Annotated in this window: 23 protein-coding genes; 14 read left to right on the top strand and 9 right to left on the bottom strand. The window is 44.0% G+C overall.

Annotated features, from left to right (window positions below):
* Positions 1–148 precede the first annotated feature (148 nt).
* From ccmA to D1814_RS03325, 10 genes are all read left to right on the top strand, one after another.
* The gene (ccmA, locus tag D1814_RS03370; protein ID WP_118490102.1) at positions 149–772 is read left to right on the top strand and encodes a cytochrome c biogenesis heme-transporting ATPase CcmA; all 624 of its coding nucleotides are present in this window, start codon (positions 149–151) and stop codon (positions 770–772) included.
* Positions 772–1,437 (top strand): heme exporter protein CcmB, encoded by a 666-nt coding sequence (ccmB, locus tag D1814_RS03365; RefSeq protein WP_025254248.1) that lies wholly within the window; start codon positions 772–774, stop codon positions 1,435–1,437. Before ccmA ends, ccmB begins: the two co-directional genes overlap by 1 nt.
* The gene (locus D1814_RS03360) at positions 1,437–2,225 is read left to right on the top strand and encodes a heme ABC transporter permease (protein WP_118490101.1); all 789 of its coding nucleotides are present in this window, start codon (positions 1,437–1,439) and stop codon (positions 2,223–2,225) included. The genes ccmB and D1814_RS03360 overlap by 1 nt, the downstream gene beginning before the upstream one ends.
* Before the next feature lies 1 nt (position 2,226).
* Entirely contained in the window at positions 2,227–2,436 is a 210-nt protein-coding gene (gene ccmD, locus D1814_RS03355; protein ID WP_118490100.1) for a heme exporter protein CcmD, read from the top strand.
* A gap of 73 nt (positions 2,437–2,509) precedes the next feature.
* A complete protein-coding gene (gene ccmE / locus D1814_RS03350) occupies positions 2,510–3,004 on the top strand; it encodes a cytochrome c maturation protein CcmE (RefSeq protein WP_118490099.1) in 495 nt (164 codons plus the stop codon).
* Positions 3,005–3,007: 3 nt separating this feature from the next.
* On the top strand, positions 3,008–5,065 hold the full coding sequence (locus tag D1814_RS03345) for a heme lyase CcmF/NrfE family subunit (protein ID WP_118490098.1): 2,058 nt from the start codon (positions 3,008–3,010) through the stop codon (positions 5,063–5,065).
* Complete coding sequence (locus tag D1814_RS03340; RefSeq protein WP_118490097.1) at positions 5,065–5,721, top strand: redoxin family protein; 657 nt, start codon at positions 5,065–5,067, stop codon at positions 5,719–5,721. Before D1814_RS03345 ends, D1814_RS03340 begins: the two co-directional genes overlap by 1 nt.
* A 77-nt stretch (positions 5,722–5,798) precedes the next feature.
* Positions 5,799–6,275 (top strand): cytochrome c-type biogenesis protein, encoded by a 477-nt coding sequence (locus D1814_RS03335; RefSeq protein WP_232369011.1) that lies wholly within the window; start codon positions 5,799–5,801, stop codon positions 6,273–6,275.
* Complete coding sequence (gene ccmI, locus D1814_RS03330; protein ID WP_118490096.1) at positions 6,272–7,561, top strand: c-type cytochrome biogenesis protein CcmI; 1,290 nt, start codon at positions 6,272–6,274, stop codon at positions 7,559–7,561. Before D1814_RS03335 ends, ccmI begins: the two co-directional genes overlap by 4 nt.
* A 2-nt stretch (positions 7,562–7,563) precedes the next feature.
* Complete coding sequence (locus D1814_RS03325; protein WP_118490095.1) at positions 7,564–8,466, top strand: MlaA family lipoprotein; 903 nt, start codon at positions 7,564–7,566, stop codon at positions 8,464–8,466.
* Between the two features lie 213 nt (positions 8,467–8,679).
* On the opposite strand, the gene galE is transcribed toward D1814_RS03325, so the two are convergent.
* The 8 genes from galE to D1814_RS03285 form a co-directional block, all read right to left on the bottom strand.
* The gene (gene galE / locus D1814_RS03320) at positions 8,680–9,702 is read right to left on the bottom strand and encodes a UDP-glucose 4-epimerase GalE (protein WP_118490094.1); all 1,023 of its coding nucleotides are present in this window, start codon (positions 9,700–9,702) and stop codon (positions 8,680–8,682) included.
* Positions 9,699–10,001 carry a DUF6170 family protein gene (locus D1814_RS03315; RefSeq protein WP_118490093.1) on the bottom strand — a complete coding sequence of 101 codons (303 nt, stop codon included), beginning with the start codon at positions 9,999–10,001 and terminating at the stop codon, positions 9,699–9,701. The genes galE and D1814_RS03315 overlap by 4 nt, the downstream gene beginning before the upstream one ends.
* Positions 10,002–10,114: 113 nt before the next feature.
* A complete protein-coding gene (locus tag D1814_RS03310) occupies positions 10,115–11,635 on the bottom strand; it encodes a peptide MFS transporter (protein WP_118490092.1) in 1,521 nt (506 codons plus the stop codon).
* A 217-nt stretch (positions 11,636–11,852) separates the two neighbouring features.
* Entirely contained in the window at positions 11,853–12,971 is a 1,119-nt protein-coding gene (locus D1814_RS03305; protein ID WP_118490091.1) for a capsule biosynthesis protein, read from the bottom strand.
* A 12-nt stretch (positions 12,972–12,983) separates the two neighbouring features.
* On the bottom strand, positions 12,984–13,658 hold the full coding sequence (locus D1814_RS03300; RefSeq protein ID WP_118490090.1) for an ABC transporter ATP-binding protein: 675 nt from the start codon (positions 13,656–13,658) through the stop codon (positions 12,984–12,986).
* Positions 13,655–14,434: an ABC transporter permease gene (locus D1814_RS03295; protein WP_118490089.1), complete on the bottom strand. Its 780-nt coding sequence runs from the start codon at positions 14,432–14,434 to the stop codon at positions 13,655–13,657. The genes D1814_RS03300 and D1814_RS03295 overlap by 4 nt, the downstream gene beginning before the upstream one ends.
* 2 nt (positions 14,435–14,436) lie before the next feature.
* The gene (locus D1814_RS03290; protein ID WP_118490088.1) at positions 14,437–16,266 is read right to left on the bottom strand and encodes a polysaccharide biosynthesis/export family protein; all 1,830 of its coding nucleotides are present in this window, start codon (positions 16,264–16,266) and stop codon (positions 14,437–14,439) included.
* A 4-nt stretch (positions 16,267–16,270) separates the two neighbouring features.
* Positions 16,271–16,669 carry a hypothetical protein gene (locus D1814_RS03285; protein WP_118490087.1) on the bottom strand — a complete coding sequence of 133 codons (399 nt, stop codon included), beginning with the start codon at positions 16,667–16,669 and terminating at the stop codon, positions 16,271–16,273.
* A 519-nt stretch (positions 16,670–17,188) separates the two neighbouring features.
* Here D1814_RS03285 and wecA point away from each other — a divergent pair.
* The 4 genes from wecA (at position 17,189) to galU (ending at position 21,310) form a co-directional block, all read left to right on the top strand.
* Entirely contained in the window at positions 17,189–18,250 is a 1,062-nt protein-coding gene (gene wecA, locus D1814_RS03280; protein ID WP_118490086.1) for a UDP-N-acetylglucosamine--undecaprenyl-phosphate N-acetylglucosaminephosphotransferase, read from the top strand.
* A gap of 113 nt (positions 18,251–18,363) precedes the next feature.
* A complete protein-coding gene (locus tag D1814_RS03275; protein WP_118490085.1) occupies positions 18,364–19,251 on the top strand; it encodes a glycosyltransferase in 888 nt (295 codons plus the stop codon).
* Positions 19,248–20,120 carry a glycosyltransferase family 2 protein gene (locus D1814_RS03270; protein ID WP_118490084.1) on the top strand — a complete coding sequence of 291 codons (873 nt, stop codon included), beginning with the start codon at positions 19,248–19,250 and terminating at the stop codon, positions 20,118–20,120. The genes D1814_RS03275 and D1814_RS03270 overlap by 4 nt, the downstream gene beginning before the upstream one ends.
* 296 nt (positions 20,121–20,416) lie before the next feature.
* On the top strand, positions 20,417–21,310 hold the full coding sequence (galU, locus tag D1814_RS03265) for a UTP--glucose-1-phosphate uridylyltransferase GalU (RefSeq protein WP_118490083.1): 894 nt from the start codon (positions 20,417–20,419) through the stop codon (positions 21,308–21,310).
* Positions 21,311–21,466: 156 nt separating this feature from the next.
* Here galU and D1814_RS03260 read toward each other — a convergent pair whose 3' ends face one another.
* The gene (locus tag D1814_RS03260) at positions 21,467–21,781 is read right to left on the bottom strand and encodes a ComEA family DNA-binding protein (protein WP_118490082.1); all 315 of its coding nucleotides are present in this window, start codon (positions 21,779–21,781) and stop codon (positions 21,467–21,469) included.
* Between the last annotated feature and the right edge of the window lie 153 nt (positions 21,782–21,934).

The raw sequence follows: 21,934 nt of genomic DNA, 5'->3' as shown, positions 1-21,934 counted from the left end.
CAATTAAAGGCAAGATGCCCAAAGGAAAAATGCCTTTGTCGTTGAAGTAAATCATATTTAATTGGAATTCGCGACTGCGAAAAAGCGTTCATGTGGTAGACTAGCGCCATTTTTTATAACCTCTTCTGAACGTTGGAGTAGCTAGGCAGTGTTAGAGGCGCGCGGGTTAACATGCAGCAAACGAGACAGGACCCTATTTGAAGGGCTTTCACTGGTTGTCGATTCCAATGAGTTGCTGTATTTACGCGGGTCTAACGGTGCAGGGAAAACCAGCTTGCTGCGCATTTTAACAGGGCTGAGTTCGCCCGATGCAGGCGCAGTACTGTACAACGGAGTGGACATTTCAGAGGACAAGGCAGGCTACTACCATGACCTTTTTTATCTCGGTCACAAAAGCGGTACTAACGGCAGCCTTTCTGCCTTAGATAATCTATCGTTCTGGTTAGCTCAGCACAAGGTTTCGGTGCCTGATAACACGCTTTTTGACGTGTTAGAGAAAGTGGGATTGGTTGGACTTGAAGATGTGCCTGTAAGGTACTTATCGGCCGGTCAGCAGCGTCGTGTGGCGCTATCACGACTATGGCTAAAACCAGCAAAGGTGTGGATATTGGATGAACCGTTTACAGCGCTTGATGTAAAAGGGGTTAACTTACTTGAAACGAGTATGAAAGAGCACGTGAGTAACGGCGGTCTTATTATCACTACGTCACATCAATCTTTGTCGAACGCAGCTGGCGAACACCGTGTATTCGATTTGGAGTACCGCTTTTAATGTCACTTTACAAAGGTATTTTTAAGCGCGACATGCACATCGCTTTTAAGCAAAAAGCGGAATTGGTGCAGCCACTCATGTTTTTAACCATGGTAGTGACTTTGTTTCCGTTAGGCGTTAGCCCGTCTCCCGATACCCTACAGCGCATAGGGCCAGGGGTAATTTGGATTGCCGCCATACTGTCCTCTTTAATGGCGATGGAAAGGCTTTTTCGCGATGACTTTCAAGACGGTTCGTTAGAGCAATACATGCTTTCTGGCATGGCGTTACCGGCGGTAAGCGCGGTAAAAGTAACCGTACACTGGTTGGTTAGTTTCGTGCCCTTATTTTTGCTTTCGCCTTTATTAGCGATGTTTTTGAATCTGACAGTGGATATGTATATCGCGCTTGTTTTAACTTTGCTGCTGGGTACGCCGCTACTTTCATTGATTGGTGCGATTGCGGTAGGACTTACCGTTGGATTGCAGAAGGGCGGAGTACTTTTAGCGCTATTACTTATTCCTGTCTTTATTCCTTTACTGATATTTGCCACGTCGGCTGTTGATTCTGCCGCACTGCAATTACCTTATCATGCGCAACTTGCTATTATTGCCGCCATGCTTTTATTGGCTGCGGCATTGGCACCGTTTGCCATCGCGTATTCTTTAAAAGTGAGTCAAAACTAATGTGGAAGTGGTTACACCCCTACGCAAAAACAGAGCGTGCGTACCAGCTTTGTTTAACTTTACAGCCTTGGTTTTGGGTTGGTGCTTTAATATGTTTGAGCATAGGCACTATATGGGGCCTTGCCTTCGCACCCCAAGATTATCAGCAAGGTGATTCGTTTCGTATTATTTACATCCATGTGCCAAGCGCTATTTTGTCTATGGGAACCTATGTTGCTATGGCAATTGCGGCCCTGGTAGGTATGGTTTGGCAGTGGCGTACTGCTTATATGAGTATGATCGCCATGGCGCCCATTGGTGCAGTGATGACTTTTATCGCGTTGTTCACCGGAGCGGCCTGGGGTAAACCCATGTGGGGAGCTTGGTGGGTGTGGGATGCACGCCTGACGTCAGAGCTTATTCTACTGTTCTTGTACATGGGGGTTATCGCCCTTTACGGTGCATTTGAAGACAAACAGCAGGCTGGCAAAGCCGCAGGCGTAATGGCACTTGTTGGCGTTGTAAATATCCCCATTATTCACTACTCGGTAGAGTGGTGGAACACGTTACATCAAGGTGCAACGATCAGTAAGTTTGACAACCCTTCGATTGCGCCTGAAATGTTGTGGCCGCTGTTAATTAACTTACTGGGTTTTGCTTTCTTTATTGGTGCTGTAACCACAGTGCGTTTACGAAATGAAATTGTATTGCGAGAAATGCACAGGCCTTGGGTGCAAGCGTTGGCTATGAAAGCAATGTCAAAGCAGCAAAGCGATACGGCAAGTACATTTGTGAAAGAGGGCAATTAAGATGCAGTTTGAGTCCTTTTCCGATTTTTTAGCTATGGGTGGCTATGCATTTTACGTATGGCTGTCGTTTGGCGTTACTTTTGTGGCAATGGCCATTATCGCCGTACAAAGTTTTATTAAGCATCGCGGCCTTTTAAAGCAGGTGATGGTGGAAAAAGAACGCAAAGCGCGCATTAAAAAAGCGCGACAGCAACAGCAAGACAGCGCCTAGTTTAACGTTAAAAGTTAACTTGGCATTTATTTGCGTTTTTATCGTTTATTAGTTTTTTCGAAGTGAGAGTTGCATGAACCCGAGACGAAAGCAGCGATTGACCGTAGTAGGAATTATCGGTTTTTTAGTAGTAAGTGCAATTGGATTGATGCTTTACGCTCTAAACGACAGTATTGACCTTTTTTATACACCTAGCGAAATTATCGAAGGCAAAAATGGACAGAAACCGCAAGTCGGTCAGCGCCTTCGCATAGGCGGTATGGTGGTACCTGGCAGTGTGAAGCGAGATCAGGAAAGCTTAGCGGTGAGCTTCGACTTAATCGATACCGGTCCAACGGTTACAGTGACTTACACAGGGATCTTGCCTGATTTGTTCCGCGAAGGGCAGGGCATTGTGGCAACGGGGGTACTCACCGGCGAGAAGAATATCAAAGCGCAGGAAGTACTTGCTAAACACGATGAAGAATACATGCCACCTGAGTTGGCAGAAAAAATGAAAGGCATTAAACACGTTAAACCTGAAAATATGCCTTCTTACGAGTCGTCAAACGGCACTGGAGGCAAATAATTTATGGTGCCTGAGATTGGAAATATAGCGCTGACGCTTGCGCTAGTGCTCTCTATTTTATTGGCGGTTTATCCGTTATGGGGTGCTCACCGTCAGCATGAAACGTTAATGGCTACGGCGAAGCCGTTAGCCATTGGCCTGTTTACTTTTACACTTATTGCCTATGTCTGCTTGACCTATGCGTTCGTTACCGATGATTTCAGCGTGGCTTACGTTGCGCAGCATTCAAATAGCCGGCTTCCTATCTATTATAAAATTACCGCAGTGTGGGGCGGTCATGAAGGTTCATTCCTACTGTGGGTATTGATGCTTTCAATCTGGACAGTGGCTGTAGCGATATTCAGCAAGGGTATTCCACTTGCTATGGTCGCTAGAGTACTGTCGGTATTAGGCATGGTAGGCATTGGTTTTTATTTATTTATGCTGCTTACCTCCAACCCTTTTAACAGCATGCTGCCGTTTTTCCCTGTAGACGGGCGAGATCTTAATCCGCTGCTGCAAGATTTTGGTATGATCATTCACCCGCCTATGCTTTATATGGGCTACGTAGGCTTTTCTGTCGCTTTTGCGTTTGCTATCTCGGCGCTTATTTCTGGTCAGTTAGATTCAACCTGGGCGCGTTGGTCAAGGCCATGGGTTATCTCTGCGTGGGCGTTTCTAACCGTAGGCATTGCGCTAGGCAGCTGGTGGGCCTATTACGAACTTGGCTGGGGTGGCTGGTGGTTCTGGGACCCAGTAGAAAATGCCTCGTTTATGCCTTGGTTGGTAGGTACGGCCCTGATGCACTCTCTGGCAGTGACCGAAAAGCGAAAGGCGTTTAAATCATGGACAGTGCTGCTTGCAATTGCCGCATTTAGTTTGAGTTTATTAGGTACCTTTTTAGTACGTTCCGGGGTCATCGTTTCGGTGCACTCTTTTGCAAGCGACCCTACTCGTGGCCTGTTTATACTGGGCATTTTAATTGTACTTAGCGGATTTGGCTTGCTGCTTTATGCCATGCGTGCGGCTTCGCTTAAAAGCCCAGGACGCTACCAAGCTTTTTCTCGTGAAGTGCTGTTAATGGGCAACAATGTTTTTCTGTGTGCAGCAACATTGGTTGTTCTTCTTGGTACGCTACTGCCTCTTGTTCACAAAGAGTTAGGCTTAGGCAGTATCTCCGTAGGCGCGCCGTTCTTTAACCAAATGTTCACCTTGTTGATTGTGCCCTTTGTATTGATGCTAGGGCTTGGTCCGCTAACGCGTTGGAAGCAGCAAAAAGCCAGCGAACTGCAAAAGCAACTCTTGGTTGCAGGTGGAATAGCACTAAGTGCAGGTGTACTAGTGAACTTTGCCTACGACGAACCAACTTACATGGGTATGTTGGGTATGGTGTTGGTGTTTTGGATCCTCGTCACCACAGTGCAAGAAGTGATGCAGCGTTTAACAGCTATGCCTTCACGTAATGCTGATAATGCATCAGTAATAGCTAAACTTCGCAAGCTTACGCCAAGTCACTGGGGCATGGTGTTGGGCCATGTTGGCTTTGCTATTTGTATCATCGGTATTACCCTTGTTTCAAACTACGAAATGGAGCGGGATGTGCGCATGGACATTGGCGATACCGTTTCTCTAGGTGGTTATGATTTTAACTTCAAAGACGTACGTAAAGTACAAGGCCCGAACTTTGACGCGGACAAGGGCGTATTCGACGTTTATAAAAATGGCGAATTAATAGCGCATTTAGAGCCTGAGAAACGTTTGTACATTGTTCAGCGCATGCCGATGACAGAAGCGGCTATTCATTCAAACCTAGCACGAGACTTATTTATTGCTATGGGTGAACCGTTAGACAACGGTGCCTGGGCCATTCGTATTTACATTAAACCGTTTGTTATCTGGCTATGGGCTGGCGCGGTAGTAATGGCGATAGGCGGCATTTTCTCCATTAGCGACAAGCGTTATCGTATGGCTAAGGTGAAAAAGATAAAGCGTGTATTTGGTGGCAATAATGACGCGAACTCATCGATAGGCAATGATCAAGCATCTGTTATTTCAGATACTTCAGTGAAAGGAGACGCGTAATGAAAAAAGCTCCACTTGTTGCCATTCCATTGGTGCTATTTTCTTTGCTGGTTATTTTCTTATTTAAAGGGCTTTTTTCTGACCCTAGAGAGCTAGACTCTCAGGTTCAAGACAAAACATTACCTGCATTCTCACTGCCAGACCTTATGCAGCCAGATATAACCTATACCCCAGAAGATTTAAAAGGAAAGGTGACTATCTTAAATGTATGGGGTGTATGGTGCGTGACTTGTGCTGTCGAAATGCCGTTCCTTACTCAGCTTAAGAATGAGCAAAATGTTCACATTGTGGGGTTGTATTTCGACCAGGATTTAGACCCAGACTTTGGCACAAAAACACTTAGTCGCGTGCAGCAAGAGGTCACCGACATGCTCAGCCGCTATGGCAACCCTTACGCGTACAATATCTTCGATGTTTATCGCGATACCTCTCTTGACCTTGGTGTTACTGGTGCACCAGAGCACTTTGTGATTGATGCTAAAGGCATTATTCGCATGCACCACATAGGCGATATTAATGAGCGCGTGTGGAATTCAAAAGTTGGGCCGCTTTACAATAAATTAGTTGCCGAAGGGGCTGGCAAAGTAAGTGATGATAGGAAAGTGGACGTTGACGCTGTAATGAGTGACGCCCAAAGTGTTCAAGGAGGTGAGTGAGAATGTTAGCTAGAAATGCTACCCGTATACCTTGTGGAGCCTATAAGGTTGATACAGATGTGCACGTTGCTCACAATATGACTATCAACTTTTCCGTTTTCAAAACGCTAGTGACTAGAGTTCTTGCCTTTTTGCTGATACTTGGCGCTTTCTCGGTACACGCCGCTGAAGATAAATTTACCTTCGATACTTCAGCACAACGTGAGAGCTTTTTAAAACTTACCGCTGAACTGCGTTGCCCAATGTGTCAAAACCAAAATATTGCAGATAGCGACGCCATGATTGCCCACGACATGCGCCGAAAAGTATACACCCTACTCAAACAGGGCAAAACGGAGCAGGAAGTCATTGAATTCATGAAGTCGCGCTATGGCGACTTTGTGCATTACCAACCGCCTGTTACGGCTGCGACATTGTGGCTTTGGGCTGGCCCAGTATTGTTTATATTCATTGCCTTGTTGGTTGTAATTCGCCGAAAATCGGTAACGCCACCTGAAGATATGGCCGCTAAGTTAGCCAAAGCGGATGAAATGTTGGAGCGAGAGAAAGAATGAGTTGGTCTGAGTTTTATATTATTGTTTCAGGCTTAATCACGCTTGTTCTTTTAATTGTCGCTTTCCCATGGCTGCGCAATAAAAATCACGCAAAACAAGACAGTTTGAGCAATACGCAAATTGTTAAGCAGCGCCTTGCTGAACTTGACCGCGAGGTGCAAGAAGGGCTTATTAGTGAGCACGACAAGCGCCAGGCGGTTGATGAACTTAAACTGGCACTTGTGGATGAAAGTGCATTTCACCAACACAAAACCGGTAACGCTAAATTGCCACTTGCAATAGGTGGTCTACTTGCAGTTGTATGCGGAACAATTGTGTATTCGCAAGTGAACCAGATGGAGCGTGTGGCTCAGGCAAATGAAGCAATTGAAGCGCTACCCGAGCTAAGTCAACAGCTTGCTAGCGGTAACGCGAATAACCTGACCCAACGAGATATTGCTAGTCTTGCTCTTGCCATACGCCAGCGCTTGAGAGAAGAGCCCGAAGACGATACTGGCTGGATGTATTTCGGCAGATTGATGTTGAGTGTTGGGCAAGAAGTGCAGGCTATTGAAGCTATAGATAAAGCAGTTAGTTTGGCGCCTACTAATTCAGGTAACCGCATTACGCTAGCTCAAGCTTTGATGACCACGGGTGATGTAAATAACTTGGAACGCGCGCAATCTATCTTATTAGGTTTGCTTAATGATAACCCTGAGAATGATAATCTCGCGCTTATGATGGCAGTGGTTTCTGCTCAACTTGGTGATCTTAATAATACTCGTCGTTTTTATCAGCAAGTTGAAGGCAAACTGCCAGCAGATAGCGATATGGCCCAGCGTTTAGTTGCGCGTATAAAAGAGCTAGAGGGAAATACCAGCGAAATGGTAGCGATACAACGCTCTGATGCAGAACCTGTGGATGAGACAGGTGCACAGGGCGATATCAAGGAAGCCGTTACTGGTTTTACTATTACCGTTAATTTGTCTGATGACGCCAAAGCTAGCGCGCCTAAAGAAGGCTTTTTAATTGTGTTTGCTCAAGATGCTAACTCAGCTAATAGAATGCCCGCTGCAGTGGCTAAGCTGCCAATAGAAGACTTTCCGGTTTCTGTAACATTAACTACCGAGAACGCTATGATGCCGCAATTTACACTTGCTGCGCTTTCTGATGTAGTGGTTACCGCAAGGCTATCGAAAGATGGCAATGTGGCGGTAGCTCAAGGGGAATGGCAAGGTAGTGTAAATTCGAGTGTTATTGCCAATGAGATTTCTTCACTAAGCATTATTATTGATAAGGAATTATAAGTATGGATTTGTCTAAATCGCTCGCTACTGGGTTTATTATTGCCGCAAGTATTCTAGGTGGCTGTGCGACTAATGATGCACAGTCTCAAGCGCAGTCTCAGGAAGCTAAGACAAATGCTGCTGTAGTGGATACATCTGACCCACGAGATCCGCTTGAACCGGTTAACCGTGAAATCTGGGATTTCAATTGGGATGTATTGGATGCATATATTTTGCGCCCTATTACAGTTACTTATGTAACCGTAATGCCTCAGCCTGCACGCACTGGCTTAGTCAACATTACGGATAACCTACAAGAGCCGGCAAACTTTTTAAATAATATGTTTCAAGGTAAGGTGGATGATGGACTAGATAGCCTAGCTCGATTCTTAATTAACACCACGGTAGGCTTAGTTGGCACCTTTGATGTCGCATCTAAGATTGGGATTGAGCGTAAACGAGAGCAATTTGGGGAGACCCTTGCTGTGTGGGGCTTAGATACAGGCCCTTTCTTAATGTTGCCATTTTTAGGCCCAAGCGATCCGCGAAGCTTTACTGGTGACTATGTGGACGGTTTTGCGTTTCCAATGTCGTTACTTGAAGGCTCGGTAAACTTAGCGCGTATTGGTATTTCTGTACTTGAAACGAGAGCTCAATTACTCGACCAAGAAGCGCAGTTAGAGCAGTCAGTTGACGATTATGCTTTCGTTAAAAATGCTTATTTTGAGAATCTAGAATTCCGCGTTACTGATGGTAAAAGCGGTGACAAAGCGATAGATGATGAGCAGCTTGATGACTTTGCTGATTTCGAAGCAATGTTGGAAGGCAATGACTTTGATAGCTATGAAGAAACGTCGGAAGAAGCTGTTGATGAGCCTACAGATTCAGAAGATGCGTCATCTGATGACAGTGAGAAAGCGAAGTAACAAGAAAAAGACTCCAAGTCGAAAGACGGCAAATAGAGAAAGAGTAATAAACAAAACGATGTTGGATAAAGTTCGGGGAGAGGGGGTATTTATTGTTATCTAACCTCAACGTCACCTAGCTATATATGCTCTAACAAAAAAGCCATGCTCAACAGCATGGCTTTTTTATTCTTGGTATGTGAACAAGCTTATTGGCAGCGTTCAAATGACAAACTAGTCCTTTGGGTAGCCCATCGGGTTTTGCGATTGCCAGTTCCATGTGTCGGCACACATATCTTCTAAGCCTTTTTCAGCATGCCAGTTAAGTTCTGTGGCTGCTTTAGTAGGGTCGGCGTAACAGGCTGCTACGTCACCGCTTCTACGCGGTGCAATTTTATAAGATACAATTTTACCCGAACCTTTTTCGAAAGCTTTGATCATTTCGATTACTGAATAGCCTTGACCCGTACCTAGGTTGTATTTATCCAGACCCATATTTAGGTTTAAGCGGTCGAGCGCCTTCAAGTGGCCGTTTGCAAGATCGACAACATGGATGTAGTCGCGAACGCCAGTGCCATCAACAGTATCGTAATCATCACCAAATACGCTTAGTTGCTCCAACTTACCGGTGGCTACCTGAGAGATATAAGGCATTAGGTTATTTGGAATGCCGTTAGGATCTTCACCAATTTGACCCGACTCGTGCGCGCCAACTGGGTTGAAGTAGCGAAGCAGCACTATGTTCCAATCGCCGTCTGATACATAAAGATCGCTAAGCATATGTTCAACCATCAGTTTAGACATACCATAAGGGTTAGTTGGTTGCCCTGTAGCCATATCTTCTCGTAGCGGGAGCGATGCTGGGTCGCCGTAAACCGTAGCAGATGAGCTAAATACAATATTCTTCACATTGTGTTTCTGCATGGCTTTACATAGCGTTAGCGTGCCGTACACGTTGTTTTCGTAGTACGAAAGGGGCTTTTGTACAGATTCGCCAACGGCTTTTAAGCCCGCAAAGTGAATAACGGCAAAAATATTATGCTCGCTGAAGATGTCATCTAACACAGCAATGTCGCGAATATCGCCTTGAACAAATGTCACCGACTTACCCGTCAGGGTTTCAACGCGACGCAACGACTCAGCACTTGAGTTGGCTAGGTTGTCGAGTACGACAACGCCGTAGTTTTGTTCAAGTAACTGTAGAACTGTGTGGCTACCTATATAGCCGGCACCACCAGTGACTAGGATGGTCTTCATGCATTCTCCTTGCTAGACGGTTGCGCGATGTATTTAGCGCATATGGAATATTGAATAGGTTTGATAACCAATGGATAAACTAAAAATACCACAAAAGCCCAGAGTAACGAGGTCCAATTTGATGCGGTTTGAAGAATAAGAGCAAACACAGGCACGATAACGAGTAGCTTTAGAACATTCAGTAAGGTCTTTTCTGGAACAGTAAGCCGTTTTGAAGCCTGGTCGAGCAACTTAACGCGCTCTGTTAAAGGAAGACCTTGTAAGGCAGGAATGTCTCTTGTAGAAAAATAAAACTTCATAGGTTTGCTCTAAGCCTTTATTTCGAAACCTTAAATAAAAAACCGCCGGAACGTTACGTCGCGGCGGTTATTGTAGGGTAATTGGTCAACACTTAAAACATGCTAACAATAAATTACGCTTTTTCTTCAATACCTGCTTTTTCCCAGAAACGAGACTTAAAGCTCATTAAGCCAATCACGATAGCAATAGCTATACTAAATAGGGCAATTTGAAGATACAGGTCAGGCATTTGCTCAACCTTCTCTGGATCAAAGTTACCAGAAAGCAGGCCTGCGATGATATTACCGATAGAGTAGGTTAGTACAAACACCCCCATCATTTGCCCTGCAAAACGCTTGGGCGAGAGCTTACTTACAGCGCTTAGTGCCACTGGGCTTAGGCAAAGCTCACCAACCGTATGCAAGAAGTAAGTAGTAACTAGCCACATAGGCGCAACTTTAAGGCCTTGAGCAGCGTATTGTGACGCCATAAACATTACCAAGAAGCCCGATGCCATAATAACGATACCAATAGCACATTTGATGGTGTACGACGGGTCAATCATTCGCTTAGCAAGGTTAATCCAAAGGGCAGCGAAGAAAGGCGACAAAATAATGATAAATAGCGAGTTTGAAAGCTGAAACCATACAGTAGGAATTGCGTCCATTCCGAATAGGGACGTAATTAGAGAACCGCTTTCAAGTACACGGTCGGTATAGTTCTGTGCGAATAGGTTTAACGAAGAGCCTGCTTGCTCAAAGCCAGACCAGAAACAAGCAGATGCAACACATACTAAAAATAGTGCCCACATGCGCTTTTTCTCATTCTCGCTCAGCTGGCCTTTAAAATAAATAAAGCCGAAGTAAGCGAAGAAAATGACGGTGAATGCAACGGCAACTTGTTGAGCAAGGGCGACAGGCTCGATAACAATGGTGCCCATGTGCGCAAGTACAATAACCACTATAGCAATCGCAACCACTGCCCATACGCCCATCCATGCACGTTGCTTAGCCGCGCCTTGATATGGGTTTGCCGGGGCGACAGAATCAGCCGATAGCGAGCGATTGCTGAAGTAATATTGAATTAGGCCAATGGCCATACCAATAGCAGCAGCACCGAATGCATAGTGCCAGCCCCAGTTTTCCTGTAAATAACCAGTCACTAGGTAGGCGATAAGAGAGCCGATATTTATGCCCATGTAATATAGCGCATAACCACTATCGCGTCGGCCGTCATCGTCACCATATTGCTGACCAACCATGGCTGAAATATTGGGCTTAAGTAAGCCTGTGCCCGAAGCAACAAGAATAAGGCCCACGAAAAATAGGTTTTGTAAGTCTATAGCAAGTACTACGTGACCTGCGAAAATGATAATACCGCCGTACCATACGGCGCTTCTGCCACCAATTAGACGGTCAGCTAACCAACCGCCAGGTAAACCTAAAAAGTATACCGCACCTGTGTATAGGCCGTAGATCGCGCCAGCAGTTGCGACGGTTAAGCCCAAACCTTGTGTTTGTAAACTCGCAGTCATAAAAAGAACAAGTAGCGCGCGCATACCGTAGTAACTCATGCGCTCCCACATTTCTGTAAAGAATAGCGTTCTTAGGCCCCCTGGATGGCCGAAAAAGCTAGTATCGTTAGATGGTTTCATAATTATATTTTAATTCCATATTGCTTATGGTTGTTATTGTAGAGCACTTATAGGATAGGCTCTTTGATATTAGTCCGTAAGGCGGATAGCTTCTTATACTAGAGCTTGCTTAAAGACACAAGATTTGGGCGACAAACTTCATTAAAGCAGTGTCAATCGACTAAGCCTTGAACGACTTAGCCAATTGAACTATTAACGTACTTAGATTACCGAAGCGCTATAACTCGCGGATGGTAGCAACGACAATTCTGACAATTCCATATATCAATAATAGCGAAACGCCAAATAAAACGAGGTTGTAAATAACCGTGGGGTAAGCATTATCATCCGGAAGGGTAGGCGACTCTACCGTGACCAAATGTTGTAGCTTTTGGTACGCCTCTACGCGCGCGTTTTCAAGCGTAATCAGCGATGAAGAGTACGCTTGAATGGCGAGTTGAAGCTGAACCTGAAGGTTACTGTATTGCGCCATCAACTCACTTACAGATAGGGCTTCGCTTTCTCCTTCCGCAGTACTAATTCGCTCTTTCTGCTTTTCTACTTCTTTTTGGAGGGCGGCTATCTCACGCTTAATATTAATGACTTCAGGTGCGACGTTAGACATCATGGTAGACATGGTACTTAACTCCGCTTTTTTCTGAGCAAGTGTCGCTTCCAATGAAAAAGCGATTTGCTGAAACGCTGCACCTTCAGCTGTAGGGTCAAGCACGTTGTATTTGGATTGAAAGCCTAAAATTTCCGTCTTTGCTTGCTGAAGTTTTTGCTCAACAATCTCATGTTCACCTTTAGCAAAAGTGAGCTTCGATTTCGCCAAGTTATTATTGATGTTATTAATAAACTCTTCCGCTTTATCAACAATAGCTTGGTTGATTATTTTCGCGTACTCTGCGTCAAAGGCGCGTGTGCGCAGACTAATGACAGAAGATGCTGAATCAACGCTTACTTCAATATGATCTAAGTAAAACTGATAAAAGTCTTCTTGCTTATGAGAAGAGGGAAGGCCGCTAAACATATCGGCTTTGTCTGACATGTAATGCTCTCGAAGGCCTATCGTTTCATCGAGAAACTTAATCATATCTGCAGATTGAATATAGGCTTCCACTAATTGACTTTCTGTACCGCCTGACGCGCCAGATACGCCGGCTGCCATCAGTAGAGAAGACGGGTCGAAGCTACTGCCTCCATCGCTTGATTTAACAATAAGCTGGCTTTTACTTTCGTATTGTGGCGCCGCCCACAAAACAAGATAGGCGGCGTAAAGTACCCATGGAAGTACAAGCAACAGCATTTTGTGTTTACTTAGAAGGGCATTGAGCTGTGTGAGAGATTTTTCCACTGTGATTTGAACCTATTTAAGTGATTTCTTATTGTCTGCATCCTGCGTATAAACGTCGATGCCTTCTTCGAGATCGTGATAATAAGTGAGCTTTCCATCGTCAATGATGACGGCAGATGTACAGAATTCGCGGATTTGGTCAAGTTCATGGCTAACCATGATAACACCAGCCTGCTCGCTTTTTTCCTTGAGTGATAAACGTGCTTTTTTTCTGAAAAGCGGATCGCCCACAGATGTCGCTTCATCGATAAGATAAATATCGAAATTAATATTCATGCAGCATGCAAACACCAATTTTGCGCGCATACCTGACGAGTAGGTCTTTACGGGCAAATCGAAGCGTTTTCCTAACTCAGCGAACTCTTGAACTTTTTCTTCGTACTCAGGAAGCGATTTGACGTTGTTAATTCGTCCTACAAAGCGCGTGTTTTCACGCCCCGTCATTTGTGGGTGCACACCTGTTTGCAGAGCTACCGGCCACGACATAGCTTTATTAGTTAAAACCCGGCCTTTGTCCGGGTATTCACTTTTGGCTAGCATGCGGAAAAGGGTTGACTTACCCGCACCATTCTTACCTAGAATTGCGACGTTATTCTCGGTTGGAAAATCAAAATTTAGATTTTTAAAAATATATTGAGGCCCCATTTTACTGGGATAGCTCTTTGTTAAGTTTTCTATTCTGATCATCGAGATAGCACCCTCTTCCACGTGATGTGGTACATCGAAAGGCTTAGAAACAAGAAGGCGATGGTAATTTCTATAACAAAACTTAACGACACTCCTTTGGTCCCATAGGACTCGAAGCATGCATAGCGTGCGAGCTCATTGAAATGTACAAGCGGGTTCCACGTCAAATACGGCCAATACTCTTCGGGCAAGTCTTGCAAGCTAAAAAATACGCACGAAATAAACATTAACGGACGAGTTAGCATTGATTTAATTTTATCAACTTCTGGTACGAATGCGGCAGCAATAGCAAAGATCATCCCAATGGATATAGAGAATACCCATAAAAGTAAAAATAAAGATATCAGCAGCAATGGGTCGTTTACCGTAAAGGTCTCACCCATCAGGTATAGCGCAAGGCATAGCAATGCGACAACCACTACTTTTACAGAAAACTCGAGGAAGCCGGCTGTGAGTATTGCTGAAATAGGTTGAACCTGTCTGAAAGCATAGAGCGGCTTATTTCTTCGTACAGACGTTGAAACTGACTGTAAGCATGTAGTCAAAGACTGCAAGCCGACCATACCAATCATCATAAACAGAAAGAGAGGGATAGAGTGGATATCATCGCCACTGATCAGTCCGCGCAGGTATGACAGCGCGAAAATAAATGCAAAGGGCTCTAAAAATGCCCATCCCAAACCAAATTTATCATTAAATTTACTTTGAAGCTCACGCAGGAAAAGCGCGAATATAACGCCTCTCCATGCGTAGAGCTGGTCTTTAAAGGTTACCATGCTTAATTAGTAGCTACGTTAGCTGCAATAGCAATTTGATAAACAATTTGGGTAATGTCTTTAACTGCTTGCAGTACCTTTGTGTCAATTGCAGGCAGAACGATAATCTGATCCCCTGGCTCAAGCTTGCTTTCGTCGCTTGAAAGGAATGAGTCGTTCACGCTTGAAAAAGTAACGTTACCGTTTTTGCGAACAATAAGTATACGCTCGTCTTCAGCGCGTTCAGTAAAGCCGCCAGCCCAAGCTACGTAATCTTCAGTAGTTGCATCTGGGTTAAACACCACGGACTGAGGTAGCAATACTTCTCCCCCAACATGTATCAAATCTGTGACTTCAGGGATAACTATGGTGTCATTAGGCTCTAATAGAATGTTTGCTATATCGCCATTTTCGGACACAACCACACGGCCTTGAGGTTCCACTTGGCGTGCACGGGCAATAAAGTCTGCGACAAGCTGTGCTTCTTGTGCACGAATAGCGCCTTCACCTGTTGAGCTTATTGGTGCGGTATACATACTTCTTTCCAGGCGCTGTAAACCCTCTTCAATAATTTCCTTTTGCTTTATCGCTACACTTTCTCTCAGTAGGTAAATATTTTGCGTGTCAGAAAGTGTGGTATCAGCTTCAATATGATCTAGCACGTCGAGCAAGCGCGCGCCCTTATCAACCATAATTTGTGATGCGCCAGCGAAGGCGCCAGCAACGTTGATGCGATATATTTGAGGTTCGTGATCCGCAATATACTCAACCGTATCGCCTGCGCTTAGTTCCAAAGAGGCAAACTCTTTTAAATCTAAGTAACGTGCAAACTGTTTATTATTGCGAACCCCTGTCACTGAGGCATGAGATGCAAATTCACCGGGACGAGCAAAATAATTAACCACGCCACCGTTAAGCTCTTCGTTTAAAAATTCGAAGGTAAAGCTATTCCGCGCTCCGGTTTCAACCACAATAGTGTTGCCAATTGGGTGCACTAAAATAGTGTCACCGTCTTTGAACGATACTTCTGGAAGCTTTCCGCTTCTAAAAAATGCATACAAGTCTGCAGTTGCTACTACCTTGCCATTGCGAACCACATCTATTTGTCTAAAACTGCCACGTTGGAAATCGACGCCGCCCGCGCGTTTTAGATAATAGAGTACGCTATCTGACGCAAGGCCTGCGTACTGCCCCGGGCGCAATACTGGCCCTGATACAAATATAGACACAGGTGTAGAAGTGAGTAGGTTTACGTAAACATTCACATCATTGGTATACACCTGCCTGATTTTTGCCGTAACCGTTTGGTTTACACTGCCCGCAGGTGTATTTGCAACGCGGATAGGACCAATATTGGGGATGAAAATGTTACCTTGGTTGTCTACGGTAACTACACTGGAGAAATTAACCGCGCCCCATAACCAGATATTTATTTTATCACCCGGTGCAACTAGGTAATTGTCGTTTAAACCTGAACTGCGTTCCGATTCAAAGCCACCAATAAATAGGTTCGCAGCGAATGGCGGGTTTTCCATAGGGGCTTGGGCGGGGAAAACCGTATCAATAGTAGGTTCTCCCGGCAAATTTACACCGTTTCTTGGCTGAGTTGAAAATTGCCCCATAGAACTTGCTGAGCCTGTTGCACCAGGTAGAGTTCGCTGTGATGAGATACTTAGAGGAGAAACTGATTGTGTAGTCCCTCCGCTTTGCGATTGTTGAGCCCTTTCTCTTAACTGTTGAAGCTGCTCGACGCTTTGTGCGAAAACAGGTTGCAAAAGCATGCAGCCAACTACGGCTGAACACACTGTTACTGAAAGTGTTTTGATTGTGTTTTTTATACCCATAAACTTCATTAACTTATTCACCTTGCGCCGTTGCCGAAACTACGAGAGGAGAAACGACTTTCCATTGCCCATCCCGCTGGCAAGTCGTTACTTTACGCTGCGCACTGGCGTGAACAGATTCACTATCTTGTAAAGTAAAGCGGATACACTTATTGCCAGTGGCTGAAATGTAGTGCTTAGTGGCTGAGTAATCATAGCCATCAAAGCGTATTGAAAAAGATGCTTTCTTATCAAAATAAATATTGGCTTCTGGAATATTTATTGCAAGCTCCTTTTCTGGCGCTAGGGAATATGCAAGAGAAGAATGCACTAAGGGTATGTCCGCTTCGGTAACTGTAGGTGAGTTAGTACACCCTGCTGCGCTCGCGATTAGTGCGAGTGGCAAAATTAAACGTTGGAATTGTTTGAACATTAGCTTTCATATCCATATAGCAATTTCGCGCTAGGATAACATAAGTTTTAAAAAAAGCATGTTTGCTATCGCAGTGGCGCCATGGCTTGTGACTTCAAAGTGACTGTATTCTTCTTGGAAAGTTCCCAACAAGTAGAAGATTTCATATTGAAGGAAATAATTACGCTTATTGTACGTCTGCATCTTGTATTTGAAAGTAACTGAAATGTCACGAAGTGGCTTCATGTGGCAATTAGCGTAATAGTTGTGCGTAGTCATCGCAGTTGAAACTGTAGCGATTATGAAATGTTTTGAAACGATAATTTTTCGATTGGGGTGGTTACTTAAACAAATGTTTTATATCATATGGCAGTTTTCGACCCGCATAGTTATAACGATAAACCCTCACCGCGCTGGAAGAAATGGAAGTTGTATAAATATGGAATCAATATTGAGCTTTTTAAATAAATTTACAAGTGCATTGGTCAGGCTGGAAAATATGAGTGTTTCAGTAACCGGTGACGAGAGGTTGTGTGTTTTATGCTAGCGTACTTGCAGTTCGTCCCGCTTTTTACTGCATTTTTCGTAGCCCTAATTCTTTTAGTGGTGATGACGCCCTTAGCGCATCAGTTTGGCTTAGTTGACCAGCCTACTGCACGTAAACGCCACGCAGGTATCGTCCCTTTAACGGGAGGGGTAGCAATATTCATGGCTGTGCTTGTCGCAAGCGTTGCCACAGATGTATGGATGAAAAATAACCCGCTATTCTTTACCGCATCTGCTTTTGTAGTGTTACTTGGTATGCTGGACGACCGCTTTGATTTGAGTGCCAAAGGGCGTCTTATGTGTCAATTTGGCGTAGCCGCCATTATGGCATGGAGCGCGCAAAATTATATTACGTCGTTAGGTAATATCTTCGGTACCGGAGAGGTGCTGCTTGACCTTGGTGGCTATTTCTTCACGATCATTTGTGTTGTTGGTGTTATCAATGCATTTAACATGATAGATGGTATTGATGGTCTTGCTGGTGGTATGAGCTTGGTTATATTGCTTACCGTGGCCGGCTTTTTAATCTTTACCGGTAATGGCGCCTCTATTATGGAGCCGCTTATTATTGTAGCTGCTATTGTGCCTTTCCTGGCGTTTAATCTTAGTTGGAAAGGATTTAAAGGAAACAAGATATTTATGGGCGATGCAGGCAGTATGTTTGTCGGCCTCACCATTGTATGGCTGCTTGTTGACCACACCCAAGGTGACACTGCTGCGTTTAGGCCTATAACGGCGGTGTGGCTTGTCGGGCTTCCTTTGATGGATATGGCTGCAATCATGTATCGCCGTGCGCGCAAGGGGCAATCAATGTTGAAGCCAGACCGACAGCATCTTCACAACATTTTTATGCGTGCAGGGTTAAGTAGTAGACAGTCGTTGGTAGCTATATTGTGTCTAGGCGCGTGCTATTGCCTTATCGGTATTCTGGGCGAAGTTTATCAAGCACCTGAAGCGGTTATGTTCTATGGCTTTATTGGGCTTCTAGTTGTTTATAGTCTTGTGATTCAGCATATATGGAGCGTACTTCGCTTTATTAAGCGAATAAGGTCGTAGATTCGGTAAAACCCATAGCAGGTTGCATGAAATCTCTGTAACATACCTTCGAAAAAGAAGCGCGCATACGCGCTTTTATTTTCTCTGTTACTTTTTTTGCTGGTAAGAAATTCTTGATAAATCAATTCTCTGTCATTCATAACGAAAATAAAGAAACGCATGTTGAATCGATTGTCGCAATGGCCGTTTATGAGGCCGATAATGCGAGATGGTTGCGAGAGGCTATAAACAGTATAACTGGCCAAACCTATACCGATTTTCTCTTCATCGTTGTGATTGACGGCCCGGTGCCAGAGCCTATTACTAAAGCACTTAAAGATGCCGCAAAATGCGACGATAGAATCATTTTAGCGCGAAATAGCCACAACGTTGGGCTCGCAAGTAGTATGAACTCAGCTATCGATTTTGGTTTGCAGTTTAAGCCCTCTTATTTTGTGAGAATGGACGCAGATGATATATCTGAAGAGCACCGCCTTTTGCGCCAAATCACTTACCTAAATCGGCATAGCAATATTTCCGTACTCGGTTCAGCGCTTACCGAAATAAACGAAAGCGGAAAGAAGGTGGGGGCCAGAGTAATGCCTGCTTCGCACAAGCAAATAACCCGAATACTGCCCAGACGTTGCTCGCTTAATCACCCTACAGTGGTAATCCGTTACAACGTGTTTCACGATGGTCACAGATACAATGGCGACTTACTTAACACGCAAGATTATTTCTTCTGGATTTCGCTAGCGTCACAAGGTTATATCTTCAGAAATCTGAAGGACCGGTTATTAAAGTTTAGAAGAGTGAATAACTTCTATAAGCGTCGTGGACTAAGTAAATCTCTCAATGAATTTAAAGCGCGCATTTTTGCAATCACCAAATTAAAACAGTTTTCTCCCTATAACTTTATTTATGCTTGCGGTGTCTTGTCGTTGCGCTTAATGCCAGGAAAAGTGGTTAAATTAGCATACAAGCTCGACAGGCATTTGTTAGAAAGGTTTGGTAAGCATTGAAAACAGGGATTGTCGTAATACTCTATAACCCCGATTTTGGGCACCTTTCTAGTATTATTAGTGCGTTTTCAGCGCCTGAATGGGATTTAGTATTAGTTGATAATTCTGCCAATGTTGATGAGCGTTTCAATACATCTAGCTGCACTTACATTCATTGCGAAACCAACGTGGGAATTGCGAAAGCTCAAAACATAGGCTTAGAAAAGCTCTTTGATAAAGGTGTTGAGTACGCCTTCCTGCTCGACCAAGATAGTCAGTTTACACCTACCATTGCTATTGAGTTACTACGCCAGTTTACTACCTTGGAGAAAGAAAACCCTATCGCCGCTATTGGCCCCTCTATTTACTGTCAATTTTCTGATTGTGTTGATCAGGGTGTGCTTCAAAAAGGTAAAAAGGTCTCTGATAGCTTGAAAGAAGTGAAACAAATTATTGCCTCAGGCATGCTTATCTCTCGCTGTGCTTTTGAGAGAGTGGGCGGAAAAGAAGAGTCACTTTTCATTGATGGTGTTGATCATGAATGGTGCTGGCGAGCTCGAGCTAAGGGTATGGCCATTTATCAGTCGTTAAGTGCTTGTATGCCTCATCGGCAAGGCGATGATAGGGTGAAAGTATGTGGTGTTATGTTTAAACAAGGTGCTCCCATTAGACTCTATTATCAGTTTCGCAATGTGCTTATTCTTGCTAGACGTAGCTACGTTCCGCTTTATTGGAAGCTCCGTCATGTTTGTGCAATACCCGTAAGGTATCTTGTGAATCGATTTTGCTTTGGGCAGGGAAAAGCGAGAGGTAAGTATATGCGTCACGGGTTAAAAGATGGTTTTATGCGCCACGGCGGCCCTATTCACTCAAAGAAGAGTGCTAAATAAGCGTCGCTGATCAGCTACTTTTAACTAAATGGTTCGTAAGTGAAGTGAAAAATATACTCACTTCGCTTTCACTATATTGGTGCATTAGATATTATTTATCCCAAGTTTTGTGCATTAATGAATAAAAAGTAACCGTAATGCCCATTTGTAAGACATAAATGCTCTAAAAAGGTAATTGGAACATCGATTGCATTACTCTTTTGTATAATAGCGATTATAGATAAGCTTAAGAAATAAATGACGGCAAGGCGCCGACTTGAGCGAGTAACTAGGATTTTAAAAAAGGATATTAACTTATGAGTCAGGTTAAAAAAGCGGTAATTCCTGTAGCAGGTCTTGGGACGAGAATGCTTCCGGCAACGAAAGCTATCCCTAAAGAGATGTTGCCTGTGGTTGATAAGCCACTAATTCAATACGTTGTTAGCGAATGTGTTGCGGCTGGTGTAAAGGAAATTATTCTAGTAACTCACGCTAGTAAAAATAGCATTGAGAACCACTTTGATACTTCATTTGAACTTGAAGCAACGCTTGAAAAACGTGTTAAGCGTCAACTTTTAGAAGAAGTGCAGTCAATTTGTCCGAAAGACGTAACTATCATGCACATTCGTCAAGGCGTAGCTAACGGATTAGGCCACGCTGTATTGTGCGCTCGCCCATTAATTGGTGATGCCCCATTTGCTGTTGTTCTTCCTGATGTGATTATTGACGATGTGGCAAGTGATCCTAAAAAGGATAACCTTGCTGATATGGTAGCTAAATTTAACACCAGCCGTGTAAGCCAAGTTATGGTTGAGCAGGTACCAGAAGAAGATATTTCTAAGTTTGGTATTGCTGATCTTGATGGAGCGGCTATCACTCCGGGTGACTCAGCGAAAATTCACGCAATGGTTGAAAAGCCACCTCGTGACGAAGCGCCTTCAGACCTAGCTGTAGTTGGTAGATATGTGCTTTCAGAAAAGATTTGGGATTTGCTAGAGTTCACACCACCAGGTGCGGGCGGTGAAGTTCAACTTACCGATGCTATTGATGCACTGATGAAGCTTGAACAAGTAGATGCTTACTACATGAAAGGTAAGAGCCACGATTGCGGAAGTAAGTTAGGCTACATGAAAGCTAATGTGGAATATGCATTACGCCATCCTTCTTTAGGTGATGAGTTTAAAGAGTACTTAGCGTCTGTAGTGAAATAGACGTATTACTCAGCTAACTATCTCTAGTAGCTGTTTGCTCTACTTACTATTTAGAAAAAATGCGCCTAATAGGCGCATTTTTTTATTTTTAGTTTTTATCTAGCTGGAAAACTAGCGATGCTAATTTTGAAGGCGAGACGCTAAGTTACCTATCGTCTATTTAACAAGAACATAGTTTTCTATCTTGCTTAGCATTTTTTCGCCAATACCTTTTACTTGGGTTAGTTGCGCGACTTCAAGAAACGGTCCCACTTCTTCACGGTACTTAATAATCGCTTTTGCTTTGGATTGACCAACACCTGGTAGTGAAACTAACTGCTCCACAGTCGCTGAGTTTAAGTCGATACGTTGTTGGAGGTTTGTCAATTCGCTACTTTGTGTGTGTTTACTGCTTTCAACTTCAGCATTAACCACAGGAGCTTGTATAGCTAGTGCTGATAGTACGAGTAAGCCAGAGATTAATTTTTTCATCATCTTTCCTTGTATGTGTTGCTAAATACGCGACCTGTTTTTCTGGTATTACGTTTTAGCTAAATGGGATTAAAGTTATGTACCCACAGTGCTCTGACGCTTTCTAGTCTTAATACTATCGAATCTAACTTGACCATAAAGATTACAGCCTAT

It is taken from the genome of Alteromonas sp. BL110 (genome assembly GCF_003443615.1).
In the GTDB taxonomy this organism is placed as follows: domain Bacteria; phylum Pseudomonadota; class Gammaproteobacteria; order Enterobacterales; family Alteromonadaceae; genus Alteromonas.
The sequence above is the reverse complement of the archived record's forward strand: the minus strand, read 5'-3'. Positions and strand labels throughout refer to the sequence as shown.

Coding starts and splice junctions, on each gene's coding strand:
- ccmB (WP_025254248.1), top strand. CDS start 772: ATGTCACTTTACAAAGGTATTTTTAAGCGCGACATGCACATCGCTTTT.
- D1814_RS03360 (WP_118490101.1), top strand. CDS start 1,437: ATGTGGAAGTGGTTACACCCCTACGCAAAAACAGAGCGTGCGTACCAG.
- ccmD (WP_118490100.1), top strand. CDS start 2,227: ATGCAGTTTGAGTCCTTTTCCGATTTTTTAGCTATGGGTGGCTATGCA.
- ccmE (WP_118490099.1), top strand. CDS start 2,510: ATGAACCCGAGACGAAAGCAGCGATTGACCGTAGTAGGAATTATCGGT.
- D1814_RS03345 (WP_118490098.1), top strand. CDS start 3,008: ATGGTGCCTGAGATTGGAAATATAGCGCTGACGCTTGCGCTAGTGCTC.
- D1814_RS03340 (WP_118490097.1), top strand. CDS start 5,065: ATGAAAAAAGCTCCACTTGTTGCCATTCCATTGGTGCTATTTTCTTTG.
- D1814_RS03335 (WP_232369011.1), top strand. CDS start 5,799: ATGACTATCAACTTTTCCGTTTTCAAAACGCTAGTGACTAGAGTTCTT.
- ccmI (WP_118490096.1), top strand. CDS start 6,272: ATGAGTTGGTCTGAGTTTTATATTATTGTTTCAGGCTTAATCACGCTT.
- D1814_RS03325 (WP_118490095.1), top strand. CDS start 7,564: ATGGATTTGTCTAAATCGCTCGCTACTGGGTTTATTATTGCCGCAAGT.
- galE (WP_118490094.1), bottom strand. CDS start 9,702: ATGAAGACCATCCTAGTCACTGGTGGTGCCGGCTATATAGGTAGCCAC.
- D1814_RS03315 (WP_118490093.1), bottom strand. CDS start 10,001: ATGAAGTTTTATTTTTCTACAAGAGACATTCCTGCCTTACAAGGTCTT.
- D1814_RS03310 (WP_118490092.1), bottom strand. CDS start 11,635: ATGAAACCATCTAACGATACTAGCTTTTTCGGCCATCCAGGGGGCCTA.
- D1814_RS03300 (WP_118490090.1), bottom strand. CDS start 13,658: ATGATCAGAATAGAAAACTTAACAAAGAGCTATCCCAGTAAAATGGGG.
- D1814_RS03295 (WP_118490089.1), bottom strand. CDS start 14,434: ATGGTAACCTTTAAAGACCAGCTCTACGCATGGAGAGGCGTTATATTC.
- D1814_RS03290 (WP_118490088.1), bottom strand. CDS start 16,266: ATGAAGTTTATGGGTATAAAAAACACAATCAAAACACTTTCAGTAACA.
- D1814_RS03285 (WP_118490087.1), bottom strand. CDS start 16,669: ATGTTCAAACAATTCCAACGTTTAATTTTGCCACTCGCACTAATCGCG.
- wecA (WP_118490086.1), top strand. CDS start 17,189: ATGCTAGCGTACTTGCAGTTCGTCCCGCTTTTTACTGCATTTTTCGTA.
- galU (WP_118490083.1), top strand. CDS start 20,417: ATGAGTCAGGTTAAAAAAGCGGTAATTCCTGTAGCAGGTCTTGGGACG.
- D1814_RS03260 (WP_118490082.1), bottom strand. CDS start 21,781: ATGAAAAAATTAATCTCTGGCTTACTCGTACTATCAGCACTAGCTATA.